We start from the raw sequence: 16,447 nt of genomic DNA, 5'->3' as shown, positions 1-16,447 counted from the left end.
TTAACCTTATCAAAATTGAAAAACGAGCTACAACATATCAACCTTAATAACTTCACGACTCAGAACGGAAAAGTTCTCGATATTCCATTAAGCTATCAGCTTTTTGGAAAAGAACTGTATTCGGCTCCGATTGTTTTAATCAATCACGCTTTGACGGGAAATTCAGATGTTGCGGGAGAAAACGGTTGGTGGAAATCTTTGGTTGGAGATGGGAAAATAATTGATACCAATAGATTTACAATTATTTCTTTCAATATTCCCGGAAATGGTTTTGATGGATTTTTCATTGATAATTACGAAGATTTTACAGCTCAGGATATTGCATCTATTTTTCTTGAAGGGTTGAAAAAACTTAAAATCGAGAAACTTTTCGCTTTAGTTGGAGGCTCTGTTGGTGGTTCAATCGGTTGGGAAATGTTGACTTTGCAAAATAATTTAGCAGAAAAATTCATCCCGATTGCGACAGATTTCAAAACATCGGATTGGTTGCATTCTCAATGCTTAATTCAGAAATTTCTTTTGGAATCAGAAGAAAAACCTCTTGAAAAAGCCAGAGTTCACGCAATGTTGTGTTATAGAACACCGGAATCTCTTAACTCAAGATTTAATAGAGAAATTGATTCTGAAAAACAAATTCTGAAGTCTCACGACTGGCTCAACTTCCACGGAAATCGATTAAACGAAAGATTTAGTTTAAGATCTTACAAACTCGTTAATCATCTTCTGATGAACATCAACGGAAAAGAAAATGAATTGGAAAACATCAATGCGGAAATCCATTTGGTGTCGGTAGATTCAGACCTTTTTTATCCAGCGTTTGAAATCAAAAATACTTACCATTTTTTACAAAATAAAAACAAAAACGTTCAGTACCACGAGATTAATTCTATCCACGGGCACGATGCTTTCCTAATGGAGTATGAGCAACTGAACACAATTTTAAAACCAATTTTTTTGAACTGATGACAGACAAGAACACAATTAATATTTATAGAAATAAAGCTTTGGTGAATTTCGAAGGAAAAGATTTTCTTGGACAGATTGGCGTGGATTCACGTATTTTTCAAGCTTTAAATGGAGGAGGGATCAGCGTTGGAGTAATTTCCCAACAAGCGATTGAAAACGGAATTTCTGTTCTTGTGGATGAGAATGACGCTTCAGATGCAGTTGATTTTCTGAATAAAGAATTTGAAAAAGAGAAAGCAAAAGGACACGTAAGCAATATTTACAGTGTTGAAAATCTAAGCGTTATCGGATTTGTTTCGGATAATTATAATAAGATTTTGTCGGAACTTCAGAGAAATAAGATTTATCCTTTGTTGCTAAGTCAAATCGCATCTGCAGGAAGAGTGAATATTGTTGTAACAGGAAATCAAACCGAAATCACAAAAAACATCATCGAAACTGAAATCTACGGAAAGCCAAAAACAGTTCATCTGGCTTTGATTGGTCACGGAAATGTTGGTGGAACTTTGGTTGAGCAGATTTTGGATTCAGCTTATGATATTCTGAATCGTAAAAGATTCGATTTGAAAATTGTTGCGATTGCAAATTCAAGAAAAATTGCATTTAACAAAGCTGGTTTCGGAAGCGATTGGAGACAAAAAATCAAATATTCTACAACAGACTCAAGTGTAGATTCTTTGGTGGATTTTGCAAAAGAACATCACTTGGAAAACCTTGTAATGGTGGATAACACAGCGAGTAAAGATTTTGTGAAGCATTATCCAACGTTTGTAGATAACGGATTTGATATTGTTGGTTCCAACAAAATCTACAACACATTACCAATCTCGGAATATCGAAATTTCAGAAAATTATTAGAAAAAAATAAGAAAAAATATCTTTACGAAACCAATGTTGGTGCAGGTTTACCTTTAATTGATACCATCAAATTATTACATCTTTCAGGTGAAAATATCACAAGAATCAAAGGTGTTTTTTCTGGAACCTTGAGTTATGTTTTCAATAATTTTTCACTTCGTAATGACAAATTTTCAACGATTATCAACGAAGCTTTGGAAAAAGGTTACACAGAACCGGACCCGCGCGAAGATTTATCAGGAAATGATGTTGCAAGAAAATTGTTGATTCTGGCAAGAGAACTGGATTTGATTAATGAATTTGATGACATTCATATTCAGAATCTTGTTCCGGAAAGCTTGTTGTCTGTATCTAAAGAAGAATTTCTTTCAAGATTGGAAGAATTAAACGACGAATATCAAAAAATCAAAGAAAACCAAGAACCAGACCACGTTTTACGTTACGTTGGCGATTTGCACGGCGATTTGCAAAAAGAAAAAGGAGAGTTGGATGTAAAATTAATTTCCGTTCCAGCTAATTCTGCATTAGGACAACTAAAAGGTTCTGATTCTATTTTCGAAATTTACACAGAAAGTTACGGCGAAAATCCAATCGTGATTATGGGAGCTGGAGCCGGAGCAAAAGTAACCGCCAGAGGCGTTTTCGGAGATATTTTAAGATTAAGCGAAACAAAATAAAAATCAATGTAACAATATAAAAGTGTAGCAATTTATCAATTCTTATAAACAGTGTCATTCTGAACGAAGTGAAGAATCTCATTGTTAAATTGTTAAATTATTACATAGGTAAATTATAATTTTATGGAAAATTTCGAAACTCTAGCCATAAGAACTCAAACCGAAAGAACTCAGTTTGACGAACATTCTACGCCGTTATATCTCACGTCAAGCTTCGTTTTTGAAGATGCGGAAGATATGCGAGCGAGTTTTGCGGAAGAGAAAGACAAGAATCTTTACAGCCGTTTCAGCAATCCCAACGTTACCGAATTTGTAAACAAAATCGCACAAATGGAAGGCGCAGAATCTGGCTATGCTTTTGCAACAGGAATGGCTGCAATTTATTCCACTTTTGCAACTTTGCTTGATGCGGGCGACCACATCGTAAGTTGTCAGTCGGTTTTCGGTTCCACACATACTTTATTCACAAAATATTTTCCAAAATGGAATATCGAAACTACTTATTTCAAAGCAGAAGATGCTGAGAATGTAGAACAATATATCAAACCAAATACAAAAATCTTGTACTTGGAAACGCCGACAAATCCAGCAATCGAGGTGTTAGATTTGGAATTTTTCGGACAGATTGCTAAGAAACATAATTTAATTTTCATCGTTGACAATTGTTTTGCAACGCCATATTTGCAACAACCTATTAAATATGGAGCAGATATTGTCGTTCATTCCGCAACAAAATTGATTGACGGTCAAGGTCGGGTTTTAGGCGGAGTTGCTGTTGGAAAGGCAGATTTGATTCGTGAGATTTATTTGTTTGCGAGAAACACAGGTCCGGCGATGTCGCCTTTCAACGCTTGGGTTTTGAGCAAAAGTTTGGAGACTTTAGCGATTCGTGTAGAGAAACATTGCGAAAATGCATTGAAAGTAGCAGAGTTTCTGGAAAATCATCCAAATGTAGAATTGGTAAAATATCCATTCCTAAAATCTCATCCAAGCTACGAAATCGCTAAAAAACAAATGAAATTAGGCGGAAACATCGTCGCTTTCGAAATCAAAGGAGGAATCGAAGGAGGTAGAAATTTTCTGAACAGAATTAAGATGTGTTCCCTTTCCGCCAACCTGGGCGATACGAGGACGATTGTTACGCATCCAGCTTCCACAACGCATTCCAAACTTTCCAATGAAGAAAGAAATGAGGTTGGGATTAGCGCTGGACTCGTGAGATGTTCCGTTGGTTTGGAGAATATTGATGATATTTTGGGCGATTTGAAACAAGCTTTGGACTAATAGAATCGAAGAATTTTGGAGCAACAATTTTCCAGCTTCTAAACAAGAGTCCAACCCGCTGTCCGCTATATCTTTTTTGTCATTGCGAACGAAGTGAGGCAATCTGTTGAACCATTCAAGAATGCAATAACAAAAAAGGATGCCGCTACCATCGGGGCTATGTTGACGTTTTGTCTTCTAATCAACGACAAAAAACAAAGAATCCGAAGGATTCAATTTGAATAGCCGTCGGTGAAACCGATGGAACATTAAAAAAAAGAAATGAATTATGAACAATTCAGAACAATTATATAAAGCGATTAGCGAACGTATTCTCATCCTCGATGGAGCGATGGGAACGATGATTCAGCGCTACAATTTCACAGAAGAAGATTACCGTGGCGAGCGATTCAAAGACTGGGAATCTCCACTTAAAGGAAACAACGATTTGTTGTCTTTGACGCAACCTGAAGCTATTGAAGAAATTCACAGAAAATATCTTTTGGCAGGTGCAGATATCATCGAGACTAATACATTTTCTGGAACTACCATTGCGATGGCGGATTATCATATGGAAGATTTGGTTTACGAACTCAATTATGAATCAGCTAAAATTGCTAAAAAAGTCTGTGACGAATTTACTGCTCAAAATCCTGAAAAACCAAGATTCGTAGCAGGTTCCATAGGACCAACTAACAGAACGGCGAGTCTTAGTCCGGACGTAAACGATCCGGGTTATAGAGCTATTACTTTTGATGGACTCAGAATTGCCTACAAACAACAAGCTGAAGCTTTGCTGGACGGAGGTTCTGATATTCTTCTGGTAGAAACAATCTTCGACACTCTTAATGCAAAAGCCGCATTGTTCGCCATCGACGAAATCCAGGATGAAAGAAATATCGAAATTCCGATTATGGTTTCCGGAACCATTACCGATGCCTCCGGAAGAACTTTGAGTGGGCAAACTGCAGAAGCTTTTTTGATTTCAGTTTCGCATCTTAACTTGTTAAGTGTCGGTTTCAATTGTGCGTTGGGTGCAAAACAATTGACGCCTTATTTAGAAGCTATTTCTTCACAATCCGATTTCGGAATTTCTGCTTATCCGAACGCAGGTTTACCGAATGCATTCGGTCAATATGATGAATCCGCTGAACAAATGGCTGAGCAAGTGAAAGAATATTTAGAAAAAGGATTAATCAATATTATCGGTGGCTGTTGCGGAACAACACCAGACCACATCAAAGCGATTGCTGATTTGGCAAAAAATTACAAACCGAGAAAAATTAATCAATCTAACAATCTAACAGTATAACAATTAATCAATATGGCTATTGTTACATTGTTAGATTTTTTAATTGTTACATTATAAATGAAATACTTAAAATTATCAGGCCTAGAGCCTTTAATTATAACTCCAGAATCCAACTTTATCAATATTGGAGAGCGAACCAATGTAGCTGGTTCCAAAAAATTTCTTCGTTTGATTAAGGAAGAAAAATATTCCGAAGCACTAGATATTGCAAGAAATCAGGTGGAAGGTGGCGCTCAGATTCTTGACGTCAATATGGACGATGGTCTTTTGGACGGAAAAAATGCAATGGTCAGATTCCTAAACCTCATCGCGTCTGAACCGGATATTGCCAGAATCCCGATTATGATTGATTCATCAAAATGGGAAATCTTGGAAGCTGGATTACAGGTTGTTCAAGGGAAACCTGTTGTAAATTCTATCAGTTTAAAAGGTGGTGAAGAAGAATTCATCAAGCAGGCAAAAGCGATTAAAAGATATGGTGCAGCGGCGATTATTATGGCTTTTGATGAAGTTGGACAAGCCGATAATTACGAAAGAAGAATCGAAATTTCCAAAAGGTCTTATGATATTTTGGTGAACCAAGTAGGCTTTCCTTCGGAAGATATTATTTTTGACCTTAATATTTTTCCTGTTGCGACCGGAATGGATGAACACCGTAAAAACGCCATCGATTTTATCGAAGCGACACGCTGGGTTCGTACCAATCTTCCGAATGCTTCCGTAAGTGGGGGGGTTTCCAATGTTTCATTTTCGTTCCGTGGAAATGATTCTGTGAGAGAAGCGATGCATTCTGTTTTCCTTTACCACGCCATAAAAGCGGGAATGAATATGGGGATCGTAAATCCAACAATGTTGGAAGTTTATGACGAAATTCCGAAAGATTTATTGGAATTGGTGGAAGATGTAATGCTCGATAGAAAAGACGATGCGACAGAAAAACTTCTAGATTATTCCGAAAAACATAAATCAACCAAAAAAGAAAAAACCGAAGACCTTAGCTGGAGAGAGCAGGATTTACAATCGAGAATTACGCACGCTTTAGTCAAAGGAATCGACCGTTTTATAGAAGAAGATACCGAGGAAGCTAGAAAAACTTCAAAACGTCCGCTTGATGTTATCGAAATTAATCTAATGACAGGAATGGGCGTTGTCGGCGACCTTTTTGGAAGTGGAAAAATGTTCTTGCCTCAGGTTGTAAAATCGGCGAGAGTGATGAAAAGAGCAGTAGCTTATCTCCAGCCTTTCATTGAAGCGGAAAAAGACCAGACTCAAAAATCTAACGGAAAAGTTCTTATGGCAACTGTAAAAGGCGATGTTCACGATATCGGAAAAAATATTGTGAGCGTAGTTTTGGGCTGTAACAATTATGAAATAGTGGATTTAGGAGTAATGGTTCCTGCTGAGAAAATTATCCAAACTGCGATTGACGAAAAAGTAGATGTGATTGGATTAAGCGGATTAATTACGCCAAGTCTGGACGAGATGGTTCATATTGCTGATGAATTAGAACGTCAGAATCTTGATTTTCCTTTATTGATTGGAGGCGCAACAACTTCCAAAGCGCACACAGCGGTTAAAATTTCACCAAAATACTCCAACACGGTTGTTCACGTGAATGATGCTTCCAGAGCGGTTGGCGTTGTAAGCGCATTGCTGAATCACGATAAATCCAATGCTTATGCTTTAGAAATCAGAAAAGATTATGATGAATTCCGTGAAAAGTTTTTGAATCGTCAAGTTGACAAAGAATATATTCCGATTGCAGAAGCGCGGGAGAAAAAATTCAAAATCGATTGGGAAAATGAAATTATTCCAAAACCTAAAAAATTAGGAATTACCATTATTGAAGACCAAAATCTTGATGAATTAGTTGATTTTATCGATTGGTCTCCGTTTTTCAGAAGTTGGCAATTATTCGGGAAATTTCCAGAGATTTTGACTGATAATGTCGTTGGAGAACAAGCAACGATTTTGTTCAATGAAGCTCAGGCAATGCTTAATAAAATTCTGAAAGAAAAGAGTTTCAAAGCAAAAGGTATTTTCGGAATTTTCCCAGCTAATGCTAATGAACAGGATGATATTTTGGTTTTTGATGAGAATCAGAATGTGATTTCAACTTTCAGAACTTTGAGACAACAACACAAGAAATCAGAAGGAAAAGAATATTTTGCTTTAAGTGATTTTATTGCGCTTGAAAATTCTGGAAAACAAGATTATATCGGAACTTTTTGTGTTTGTACAGGTTTCGGAGCCGATGAATTGGCGAAAGAATATGAAGAACAAAACGATGATTACAACGCGATTATGGTGAAAGCTTTGGCGGATCGTTTTGCAGAGGCCTTTGCCGAATATCTTCACAAAAAAGTCAGAACCGAATATTGGGGTTATTCCGAAAATGAAACGCTGGATAATGAAGAATTAATCAAAGAAAAATATATGGGAATTCGTCCGGCTCCAGGTTATCCTGCTTGTCCTGATCATTTGGAAAAACTGACGATTTGGGATTTACTTAAAGTTGAAGAAAACATCGGGGTGACTTTGACAGAAAGTTTGGCGATGTGGCCAACTGCAGCGGTTTCTGGTTATTATTTCGGAAATGAAAAATCAAAATATTTTGGAGTCGGAAAAATTGATGAAGACCAATTGAAAGATTTTGCTGAAAGAAAAGATGTTGAATTGGATTATGCCAGAAAATGGCTGGCTCCAAATCTTGCGGATTAATATTATTAAAATTATTGAATGAAAATTACTGACCATATAAAAAATGCCAACGGCAAAACGCTTTTTTCTTTTGAAATAGTTCCTCCGCAAAAAGGCGTTGGAATTGCCGATTTATATAAGAATATCGATCCTTTGATGGAGTTTAAACCGCCATTCATAGATGTTACAACTTCCCGTGAAGAATATATTTTTTTGGAAAGAGGAAATGGTTTGATGGAAAGAAAAATCACGAGAATGCGACCTGGAACTTTGGGTATTTGCTCGGCGATTCAGAATAAATATAATGTAGATACGGTGCCGCACGTTCTTTGTGGAGGATTTACCAAAGAGGAAACCGAATATCTTTTGGTAGATTGTATGTATCTGGGAATCAATAATATTGTTGCATTGCGAGGCGATGCAATGAAAGGTGAAAAGTATTTTGAACCTTCTATTGGAGGACACAAATATGCTTCGGATTTAGTAAAACAGATTCACGATTTGGGAATTGGAGAATATCTTCACGGTAAAATAGAATCGGACGTGGATAACAGTTTCTGTATTGGCGTTGCAGGTTATCCGGAAAAACATATCGAGGCACCTTCTATGAATTACGACCTTCAAATGTTGAAGAAAAAAGTAGAAGCTGGCGCAGATTATATCGTCACACAAATGTTTTTTGATAATCAAAAATTCTTCGATTTTGTAAAACAAGCCAGAGAAATTGGGATTGATGTTCCGATTATTCCGGGAATCAAACCTATTGCTACCAAAACACATTTGCAAATGTTACCACAGGTTTTCAAAATCGATTTACCGGAAGCATTAATCAATGAAGTTTTGAAATGCAAAACAAATAATGATGTTCGGGAAGTCGGAGTCGAATGGGCAATCAACCAAAGTAAGGAACTTTTAGATTTTGGAATTCCAGTTCTCCATTTTTACTCGATGGGGAAAAGTGACAATATTCTCAAGATAGGAAGAGAAGTTTTTTAAACAAAAAGAGATGCAAATGGCATCTCTTTTTTTATTATTTATTCAAAAAGTTAACCAATTTTATAAGATCAAGCTCTTCATTAAGTTTTATTTTGTTTGTTTTGATGAAATCTTTAGTAGAATCCTTTTTGTCGGTAGGTAATGCATTAAGTAAGTCATCACTCTTTTTTGTGAGTTTTATTAAATTATCCTCAGTTTTTATAAAATAGATTGGTTTTTGCTTTTCAAATTTCGCAGGTATGCCAGCTACCATAGTGTTAGGAGCAGGAACTTCTGGGGCGAATTTTACAGCCATTCTTTTCAATAGTTTATTTTTTCCATCCGACAGAACTAGAAAATATCCTGCAAATCCTTCATCATCATTTATCAATATAAATTTTTCATTCGTATCTGTAAAGATAAATTTTGAAAAAGAGCTTTCTTTTGGAAGGGAATAAATATCGTTGTTATTCAAAAGCTCGAAAGAATCTTTATATAAATTATATCTTACAGGAAGAATAGTTCCAGTATCTCCTATTTTTGCTTCTGAAAATCCTTTTTTATAGAAAGGATTTCCTTGTATATCAGAATACTTTAAAACAGTTTTTCCATTATTGATCTGATCCATTGATTTAACAAATTGTGAATTTCTTGCTAAATCAATTTGCTGGGCCTGCAAAAATGTCCCAATGAAAAGTAAATTTGCAGTAATGATTATAGTTTTCATTTGTTTTTAAATTTTTATAAAAATACAATTTTATTGATTGTAACAAACAGAAAGTTTATCGTTAATTTTACCATTCAAGATTTTATATGAAATTATCAGGTCCTTTCAAACAAATTGTCACACTCAACAATCTTCCGCTAAAAGGAAAATTGAATGACGAATCTTTAGAAATCATTTCCAATGGCGGAATTCTTACTGAAAATGGAAAAATTTTAGAAGTCAACGATTTCGATTTTCTGAAACAAAAATTCCCAAATTTTGAAATTGATTTTGTTGAAGGCGAGCAAATTGCACTTCCAGCTTTTGTAGATGCCCATACGCATATTTGCTTCGGTGGAAATCGAGCCAATGATTTTGCCATGAGAAATGCTGGCAAAACTTACCTCGAGATTGCAGAATCCGGTGGCGGAATTTGGAGTTCTGTTCAGCATACAAGACAAGCCTCTGAGGACGATTTGGTTAATGGAATTCTTGAACGCGTCAATGTTTTATTAAATCAGGGCATCACAACCATCGAGATAAAAAGTGGTTACGGATTGAATGTTGATGAAGAACTCAAAATGTTGAGAGCTATAAAAAAAGCTCAAGACTTAACAAAAGCTACATTAGTTCCGACTTGCTTGTCGGCTCACCTCAAGCCAAGAGATTTTGAAGGAACTTCAGAAGAATATCTGAATTATATTTTGAATGAAATTCTACCAAAAGTAAAAGAAGAAAACCTTGCCAATAGAGTAGATATTTTTATTGAGAAATCAGCGTTTCAGTTAGAAGAGAGCAAGAATTTTCTTGTAAAAGCTAAAGAATTAGGTTTTCAAATCACAGTTCACGCAGACCAATTTACGGCAGGAAGTTCAAGAATTGCCGTTGAGGTTGGCGCAAAATCTGCTGACCATTTGGAAGCGACTATTGATGAAGATATTGAGTTTTTAGCCAATTCTAATACTGTAGCGATTGCTTTGCCAGGAGCCAGTTTAGGTTTAGGCGTACCGTTTTCTCCAGCGAGAAAAATATTAGACAAAGGTGGAATCTTAGCCATTGCAACAGACTGGAATCCGGGTTCTGCTCCAATGGGAAATCTCGTGACTCAAGCTTCCATTTTAGCAACATATCAGAAATTGACTACAGCTGAGGTTTTAGCAGCGATAACTTTTCGAGCCGCATATGCTTTGGATTTAGATGACAGAGGAGTTTTGGCTGAAGGGAAAAAAGCAGATTTCTTGACTTATGAAACTGATAATTTTCAAAATATTCTTTATCATCAAGGAAGTTTGAAGCCGAAAAATATTTATATCAACGGAGAGAAAATCTAAATTATGTTTGAATGGACAGGCCGTTTTGATGGCGAAGAAGAATCATATCACAGGATTTTTCAAAGAGTGAAAACAGAATTGGATTATGAAACTATCAATCCTAATGATTTCGTTTTACACGGTTTTGCTGTGGATGAAGGTGTGAAACGAAATAAAGGTAGAGTAGGAGCTCAGGAATCTCCAGATTTGATTAGAAAAAGTATGTCAAATTTCCCGGTTGTTAATTCTGGATTTTCGCTGAAAGATTTCGGAAACATCAAATGTGAAGATCATGACCTAGAATCAACTCAGAATTTATTAGCGGGAAAAGTTTCGAAAGTATTATCAAAACAAGGGAAATCTGTTGTTTTAGGTGGAGGACACGAGGTTACTTTTGCACATTATTCTGGAATCAAAAAAGCTTTTCCCAAACAAAAAATAGGAATCATTAATTTCGATGCACATTTTGATAACCGTGAACCAGAAAACGGATTAGCAAGTTCTGGAACAGGTTTTTGGCAAATTGCTCAGGCAGGCGAGATTCATTCTTTACATATAGGGATTCAAAAAAATAGTAATACTCAAAAATTATTCGAAATTGCAGATAATTTCGGAATGAAATATATTTTAGCTGACGAAATTTACTCTGAAAATATTCCGAATATGATGTTCACAATCAACTCGTTTTTAGAAGATGTGGATGTGGTTTACGTTACGATTTGTATGGATGTTTTCAATGCGTCCATTGCGCCTGGCGTCAGCGCACCTGCTTATAACGGGATTTTTGCTGACCGTCAATTTATGCAGATTTACCGTCAAATTTTATCATCAAAAAAAACCAAAGCATTGGATGTGGCTGAAGTTAATCCCAATTTTGATATACAGGAAAGAACCGCAAGATTAGCCGCAAGTCTTGTGAACGAATGGTTTATGATTTAGATTATGAAGAGAGACAGTATCATTTTTGACTTAGACGGAACACTTTGGAACGCTTCGGAAACCGTTGTCAGAGCTTTTAACGACAGCATTCAAACGATTGGATTTGATATCAATATAACGTCTCAGACCGTTAGAGATTTTTCTGGGATGAAAATGGACGATATTTTTACACAGTATTTCAGTTTTGTTCCCAAAGGAAAACTAGAAGAATTCGAAATAATTTATGCTAATAAAGAAAGTCAATATCTTAAATATTCTGGTGGCGAATTATTTCCAAAAGTCAAAGAAACATTGGAAAAATTAGCAGAAAATTATCGACTTTTCATTGTCAGTAATTGTATGAAAGGTTATATCGAAAACTTCATCGAGTTTTTTAGTTTTGAAAATTTGTTTGAAGATTTCGAATGTTTCGGTAACTATGGTTTGCCAAAAGATAAGAACATCAGACTCATTGTGGAACGAAATAATCTACAAAATCCAGTTTATGTTGGCGATACTATTTGGGACAAAGAATCTTCTGAGAAAGCTGGTGTTGACTTTATTTATGCAGCGTATGGTTTTGGAAAAATAGAAAATCCAAAAATTCAGATTCAAAACTTCGAAGATTTAATTACATTAGAATTTTAAAAATAAAAAAAGCCTTATCAAATTTTGACAAGACTTTAATTGTTATAAATCTTTGAAGATTATTTAAACTCAATCGGAAATTTAACTTGAGAATTATCCCAACCAGCGTATAAATCTGCTCCCGATTTTGTCTGTACAAATGTCACAGAAAAATATTCGATTGGAGAAGCTGTTTTCTCAACTGGCACATTAAATCTCACAACATCTTTACTTTTGTCGTAGAAATACGCTCCCCATTTATCAGTGTCAGAATTTAAAATAATCGTCCATTCTTTTTCAAACGGAATTGCGAAAATACTGTAAGTTCCAGCAGGAATTTCTTTTCCACCTATTTTTACAGGAGAATAAAATCTGATCTCAGAATTTTCATTCGCCCCGAATCTCCAGATTTCTCCATACTTAATAAGGTTTCCAAAAACAACTCTGTTTTTTTTCTGAGGACGAGAGTATTCTAGCTTCACTTTCGGAGTTTCCGTTTTGGATGAAGTCACTTGAAGTGGATAATAAACTGCATCCATTGGACTTACGTCAACTGACATATAATTCAGTTTTGTTGGGTCAATTTTCGCTTGAGAAAATGTGCTAACTCCTACTAATAAAGAAGCGGCGATGATTAGGTTTTTCATATTATATTTTAATTTTCAATAACTTTTCTATGGCTTTGTCCAATGTTTCCTGTTCTTTTGCAAAACAAAAACGAATCACTTTTTCATCAGTTTTATCTTTGTAAAATGCAGAAAACGGGATAGTTGCAACTTTGTATTCTTTGGTTAGCCAGTAGCAAAAATCCTTGTCTTGCTTATCAGAAATTGCGCCAAAATTAGCAGATAAAAAATAAGTTCCTTCACAATCTAATAATTGAAAAGGCGTTTTTTTTAAAGCATTTTTAAGATAATCTCTTTTTGTTTGGAAAAATGTTGATATTGATTTGAAATCATCAACATTCTGCAAATATTTAGAAATTGCAAATTGTGCTGGCGTATTCACACAAAACACATTGAACTGATGGACTTTTCTAAATTCATTCATCAAATCCGAAGGCGCACAGACATAACCGATTTTCCAACCTGTGATATGCAACAACTTTCCAAAAGAACCAACAACAAAAGTTCTTTCTTTCAGTTCAGGATATTTGGCTAATGTCAGATGAGGTTTTTCATCGAAAGTGATGCTTTCATAAACTTCATCACTTAGAATAATGATGTCTGTATTTTTTACAATCGAAATCAGTTCATCAATATCTTTTTGTTTCAGGATTTTTCCGGAAGGATTATTCGGGTTGTTTATGATAATCATCTTGGTTTTTTCGGAAACCAGATTTTTGACTTCGTCCCAATTGATTTTATAATCAGGATAAAGCATTTTGACGTTTTTTACGATTCCGCCATTCAAAATAATTGCAGGTTCGTAACAATCGTAAGCCGGTTCGAAAATAATGACTTCATCATCTTTTTTTACAAAAGAAGAAATGATTGTGAAAATTCCTTGAGTTGCTCCAGCAGTTATATTAATCTCAGAATCCGGATGATAATCAACTTGATATTGAAGATTGAATTTCCTTGAAATCCCTTCTCTTAATTCTTTGATTCCAAACAAAGGTGCATATTGATTCTGTCCTTGTTTTGCAAAATCTCCGAGAAATTTGATTAAATTTTCATCAGGCTGATAATCTGGAAATCCTTGAGAAAGATTGACTGCGTTTTCCTGTTGTGCTAATAAGCTCATCTCTGTGAAAATCGTCGTTTTCACATCAGGAAGTTTGGATTTTGGTAATTTGAATGCCATTCTGACTGTAAAAATAAATAATTATTACTTTAAAAAATCAAAACCTTTGAGAATATTTTTACACGCCACGAACGCAAAGTTTTATTATAATTATTGAAAATATTTTAAGATTCGCAAAGGCACTTCGTTCAGTAATTATTTTTACTTTGCTAAATTTTACACCTTTGCGAACCTTAAAGCAATTGGCTATTTATAAAAATCTTTGCGGGCTTTTGGTTTAAATCAAGATAATGATTTCGTAAATTTGCAAAAATTTTTTGTTGAAACGTCTTATTTCTATCGTCGGAACTACAGGAATCGGGAAAACAAGATTGGCAATCGATTTGGCTAATCATCTCGATACAGAAATTATTTCCTGTGACTCTCGCCAATTTTATAAAGAAATGAGAATTGGAACTGCAATGCCGACTGACGAGGAATTAGCAGAAGCAAAACATCATTTTGTTGGTAATCTTAGCGTCAACGATTATTATTCGATAGGACTTTTTGAAGAGGAAGCTCTGCAGAAACTCGACGAAATTTTCACCAAGAAAGATGTTGCAATAATGGTTGGCGGAAGCGGGATGTATGAGAAAGCCGTAGTAGAAGGGATGAATGATTTGCCAGTAGCTGATGAAGAAAATCAACAAAAACTGATTTCGATTTTTGAAAATGAAGGCATCGAAGTTCTACAAAAAATGTTGGAGGAATTAGACCCAGAATATTTTTCGATCGTAGATAAAGATAATCCTAGACGATTATTTCGCGCCATTGACATCATTTGGCAAACCAATAAAACTTACACCGAAAATCTTAGTACACCAAAAACCAAAAGAAATTTTGAAACCATTAGAATTGGAATTGATGCACCAAGAGAAGTGATTTATGAAAGAATCAATCTTCGTGTTGATAAAATGATGGAAAATGGTTTGCTGGAAGAAGCTAGAGGTTTAATTGCTCACCGAGATAAAGTGGCTTTGCAGACCGTTGGTTACTCAGAGTTATTCCGATATTTTGATGGAGAATGGGATTTGGATTTTGCAATTGAGGAAATCAAAAAAAATTCCCGACGATACGCCAAACGCCAAACAACGTGGAATAGAAAGTTGCAAAACGTAAATTGGGTCAACTATAATAATTCTCTGCAAGAAGCATTATCTTTGCTGAATAAATTAGATTAAAAATTATAACGATGTCAAACACACCTTCGAATATGCTGGCTTTAGGAACAAAAGCTCCGGATTTTAAACTTCCAAATCCGTCAAAAAATAATGAGTTACAAAGTCTTGAATCTTTGAAAGGAAAGAAAGGAACTTTGGTTGTTTTTATGTGTAACCATTGTCCATTTGTTCTTCACATCATCGATAAATTAGAAGAATTGTACGAAGATTACAAATCTCAAGGAATAGAATTTATTGCCATTAATTCTAATGATGTAGATAGATATCCAGCAGATTCTCCAGAGATGATGGTTGATTTTGTTGATGAAAGAAATATCCAATTTCCTTATTTATATGACGAATCTCAAGATGTTGCAAAATCTTTTGAAGCCGCTTGTACACCAGATTTTTATTTCTTCGATGAAAATCTGAGTTTGATTTATCGTGGTCAAATGGATGATTCTCGTCCGGGAAATCAAAAAGAAATTACAGGCGAGGATTTAATAATCGCTTTCGAAAATCTTTTAGCAGGAGCCGAGCAGGAAGATTTTCAGAAGCCAAGTTTGGGTTGCAATATCAAATGGAAATAAAAACAAAACTCCGGAAAGTAATTTCCGGAGTTTCTTTTAATCAAAAAACACTGTCAAATGACAACTAATTTTTTGTAATATAATTTTTCAAAAATCGTTTCTGAGATTCAAAAGCGATCTTGTCCAAATCAAGTTCTGAAGCTTTAATCCAAATCGTTTCAGAGATTTCAGATTCTTCTAACTGGATTTCAAATTTTTCCTCCACTTCATATAGATAGAACAAATCCAAAGTATTGTAATCAATATTTTTATAAGGATAAATATTCGGTTGACTTCCAAGATATTTGAATTCTTTCGGATTGATTTTCAAACCTAATTCTTCATTCAATTCTCTGGAGCAAGTTTCTTCAGAGGTTTCTTTTGGATCTGTAAAACCGCCAGATAAATCCCATTTTCCTTTTCCAGGTTCTTGATTCCGAACTGTGAAAAATAATTCATCCTGATGTTTTATGATTACCGCAACAGCTGCAGCAGTATTATGATATAAAACAAAATCACAATTGCCACAACTAAATTTGGTAACGTTATTCCATAATAGTTTTTCCTGACCGCATTTTGGGCAGAATTTTAAATTTTCCATTGGATAAATTTAAAGAAAAA

Annotated in this window: 15 protein-coding genes; 11 read left to right on the top strand and 4 right to left on the bottom strand. The window is 35.1% G+C overall.

Going from position 1 to position 16,447, the window contains the following annotated elements:
• Positions 1–15: 15 nt before the first annotated feature.
• The 6 genes from V7P73_RS01200 (at position 16) to metF (ending at position 8,772) form a co-directional block, all read left to right on the top strand.
• Positions 16–963, top strand: coding sequence for an alpha/beta fold hydrolase (locus V7P73_RS01200; RefSeq protein WP_333850742.1), 948 nt, complete (start codon positions 16–18; stop codon positions 961–963).
• Positions 963–2,501, top strand: a complete 1,539-nt coding sequence (locus tag V7P73_RS01195; protein ID WP_333850741.1) for an ACT domain-containing protein — start codon at positions 963–965, stop codon at positions 2,499–2,501. Before V7P73_RS01200 ends, V7P73_RS01195 begins: the two co-directional genes overlap by 1 nt.
• A 123-nt stretch (positions 2,502–2,624) precedes the next feature.
• Positions 2,625–3,785, top strand: a complete 1,161-nt coding sequence (locus V7P73_RS01190) for an O-succinylhomoserine sulfhydrylase (RefSeq protein ID WP_333850740.1) — start codon at positions 2,625–2,627, stop codon at positions 3,783–3,785.
• 268 nt (positions 3,786–4,053) lie between these two features.
• Entirely contained in the window at positions 4,054–5,076 is a 1,023-nt protein-coding gene (locus V7P73_RS01185) for a homocysteine S-methyltransferase family protein (protein ID WP_333850739.1), read from the top strand.
• Between the two features lie 57 nt (positions 5,077–5,133).
• Positions 5,134–7,797, top strand: a complete 2,664-nt coding sequence (metH, locus tag V7P73_RS01180) for a methionine synthase (protein WP_333850738.1) — start codon at positions 5,134–5,136, stop codon at positions 7,795–7,797.
• 18 nt (positions 7,798–7,815) lie between these two features.
• Positions 7,816–8,772, top strand: a complete 957-nt coding sequence (gene metF, locus V7P73_RS01175; protein WP_333850736.1) for a methylenetetrahydrofolate reductase [NAD(P)H] — start codon at positions 7,816–7,818, stop codon at positions 8,770–8,772.
• Positions 8,773–8,806: 34 nt separating this feature from the next.
• Here the strand turns inward: metF and V7P73_RS01170 are convergent, their stop codons facing one another.
• Entirely contained in the window at positions 8,807–9,478 is a 672-nt protein-coding gene (locus tag V7P73_RS01170) for a hypothetical protein (RefSeq protein ID WP_333850735.1), read from the bottom strand.
• A gap of 86 nt (positions 9,479–9,564) precedes the next feature.
• Between V7P73_RS01170 and hutI the strand changes: the two genes are divergently transcribed.
• Genes hutI through V7P73_RS01155 form a run of 3 tightly spaced genes read left to right on the top strand, consistent with a single transcriptional unit; the run spans position 9,565 to position 12,333 of the window.
• Complete coding sequence (gene hutI / locus V7P73_RS01165) at positions 9,565–10,788, top strand: imidazolonepropionase (protein ID WP_333850733.1); 1,224 nt, start codon at positions 9,565–9,567, stop codon at positions 10,786–10,788.
• 3 nt (positions 10,789–10,791) lie between these two features.
• Positions 10,792–11,706 carry a formimidoylglutamase gene (hutG, locus tag V7P73_RS01160; RefSeq protein ID WP_442896951.1) on the top strand — a complete coding sequence of 305 codons (915 nt, stop codon included), beginning with the start codon at positions 10,792–10,794 and terminating at the stop codon, positions 11,704–11,706.
• A 3-nt stretch (positions 11,707–11,709) separates the two neighbouring features.
• Positions 11,710–12,333, top strand: a complete 624-nt coding sequence (locus tag V7P73_RS01155; protein WP_333850731.1) for an HAD family hydrolase — start codon at positions 11,710–11,712, stop codon at positions 12,331–12,333.
• A gap of 59 nt (positions 12,334–12,392) precedes the next feature.
• On the opposite strand, the gene V7P73_RS01150 is transcribed toward V7P73_RS01155, so the two are convergent.
• Together V7P73_RS01150 and V7P73_RS01145 are read right to left on the bottom strand one after the other, a co-directional pair.
• A complete protein-coding gene (locus tag V7P73_RS01150) occupies positions 12,393–12,959 on the bottom strand; it encodes a DUF2911 domain-containing protein (RefSeq protein WP_333850729.1) in 567 nt (188 codons plus the stop codon).
• Between the two features lies 1 nt (position 12,960).
• Positions 12,961–14,118, bottom strand: a complete 1,158-nt coding sequence (locus V7P73_RS01145; protein ID WP_333850727.1) for a methionine aminotransferase — start codon at positions 14,116–14,118, stop codon at positions 12,961–12,963.
• 257 nt (positions 14,119–14,375) lie between these two features.
• Here V7P73_RS01145 and miaA point away from each other — a divergent pair, with 257 nt between their 5' ends.
• Both miaA and V7P73_RS01135 read left to right on the top strand, forming a co-directional pair.
• A complete protein-coding gene (gene miaA, locus V7P73_RS01140; RefSeq protein WP_333850725.1) occupies positions 14,376–15,278 on the top strand; it encodes a tRNA (adenosine(37)-N6)-dimethylallyltransferase MiaA in 903 nt (300 codons plus the stop codon).
• A gap of 11 nt (positions 15,279–15,289) precedes the next feature.
• Entirely contained in the window at positions 15,290–15,847 is a 558-nt protein-coding gene (locus V7P73_RS01135) for a thioredoxin family protein (RefSeq protein ID WP_312084069.1), read from the top strand.
• A gap of 64 nt (positions 15,848–15,911) precedes the next feature.
• On the opposite strand, the gene V7P73_RS01130 is transcribed toward V7P73_RS01135, so the two are convergent.
• Positions 15,912–16,427 carry an NUDIX hydrolase gene (locus V7P73_RS01130; RefSeq protein ID WP_333850720.1) on the bottom strand — a complete coding sequence of 172 codons (516 nt, stop codon included), beginning with the start codon at positions 16,425–16,427 and terminating at the stop codon, positions 15,912–15,914.
• Positions 16,428–16,447: the final 20 nt, after the last annotated feature.

Origin of the sequence: Epilithonimonas sp., from assembly GCF_036780765.1 — a bacterium.
Lineage (GTDB): Bacteria > Bacteroidota > Bacteroidia > Flavobacteriales > Weeksellaceae > Epilithonimonas.
This window is presented reverse-complemented; position numbering and strand designations above follow the sequence as displayed.

Excerpts from the sequence above, each read along its gene's own strand:
- V7P73_RS01195 (WP_333850741.1), top strand. The coding sequence starts at position 963 with ATGACAGACAAGAACACAATTAATATTTATAGAAATAAAGCTTTGGTG.
- V7P73_RS01190 (WP_333850740.1), top strand. The coding sequence starts at position 2,625 with ATGGAAAATTTCGAAACTCTAGCCATAAGAACTCAAACCGAAAGAACT.
- V7P73_RS01185 (WP_333850739.1), top strand. The coding sequence starts at position 4,054 with ATGAACAATTCAGAACAATTATATAAAGCGATTAGCGAACGTATTCTC.
- metH (WP_333850738.1), top strand. The coding sequence starts at position 5,134 with ATGAAATACTTAAAATTATCAGGCCTAGAGCCTTTAATTATAACTCCA.
- metF (WP_333850736.1), top strand. The coding sequence starts at position 7,816 with ATGAAAATTACTGACCATATAAAAAATGCCAACGGCAAAACGCTTTTT.
- V7P73_RS01170 (WP_333850735.1), bottom strand. The coding sequence starts at position 9,478 with ATGAAAACTATAATCATTACTGCAAATTTACTTTTCATTGGGACATTT.
- hutI (WP_333850733.1), top strand. The coding sequence starts at position 9,565 with ATGAAATTATCAGGTCCTTTCAAACAAATTGTCACACTCAACAATCTT.
- hutG (WP_442896951.1), top strand. The coding sequence starts at position 10,792 with ATGTTTGAATGGACAGGCCGTTTTGATGGCGAAGAAGAATCATATCAC.
- V7P73_RS01155 (WP_333850731.1), top strand. The coding sequence starts at position 11,710 with ATGAAGAGAGACAGTATCATTTTTGACTTAGACGGAACACTTTGGAAC.
- V7P73_RS01150 (WP_333850729.1), bottom strand. The coding sequence starts at position 12,959 with ATGAAAAACCTAATCATCGCCGCTTCTTTATTAGTAGGAGTTAGCACA.
- V7P73_RS01145 (WP_333850727.1), bottom strand. The coding sequence starts at position 14,118 with ATGGCATTCAAATTACCAAAATCCAAACTTCCTGATGTGAAAACGACG.
- V7P73_RS01135 (WP_312084069.1), top strand. The coding sequence starts at position 15,290 with ATGTCAAACACACCTTCGAATATGCTGGCTTTAGGAACAAAAGCTCCG.
- V7P73_RS01130 (WP_333850720.1), bottom strand. The coding sequence starts at position 16,427 with ATGGAAAATTTAAAATTCTGCCCAAAATGCGGTCAGGAAAAACTATTA.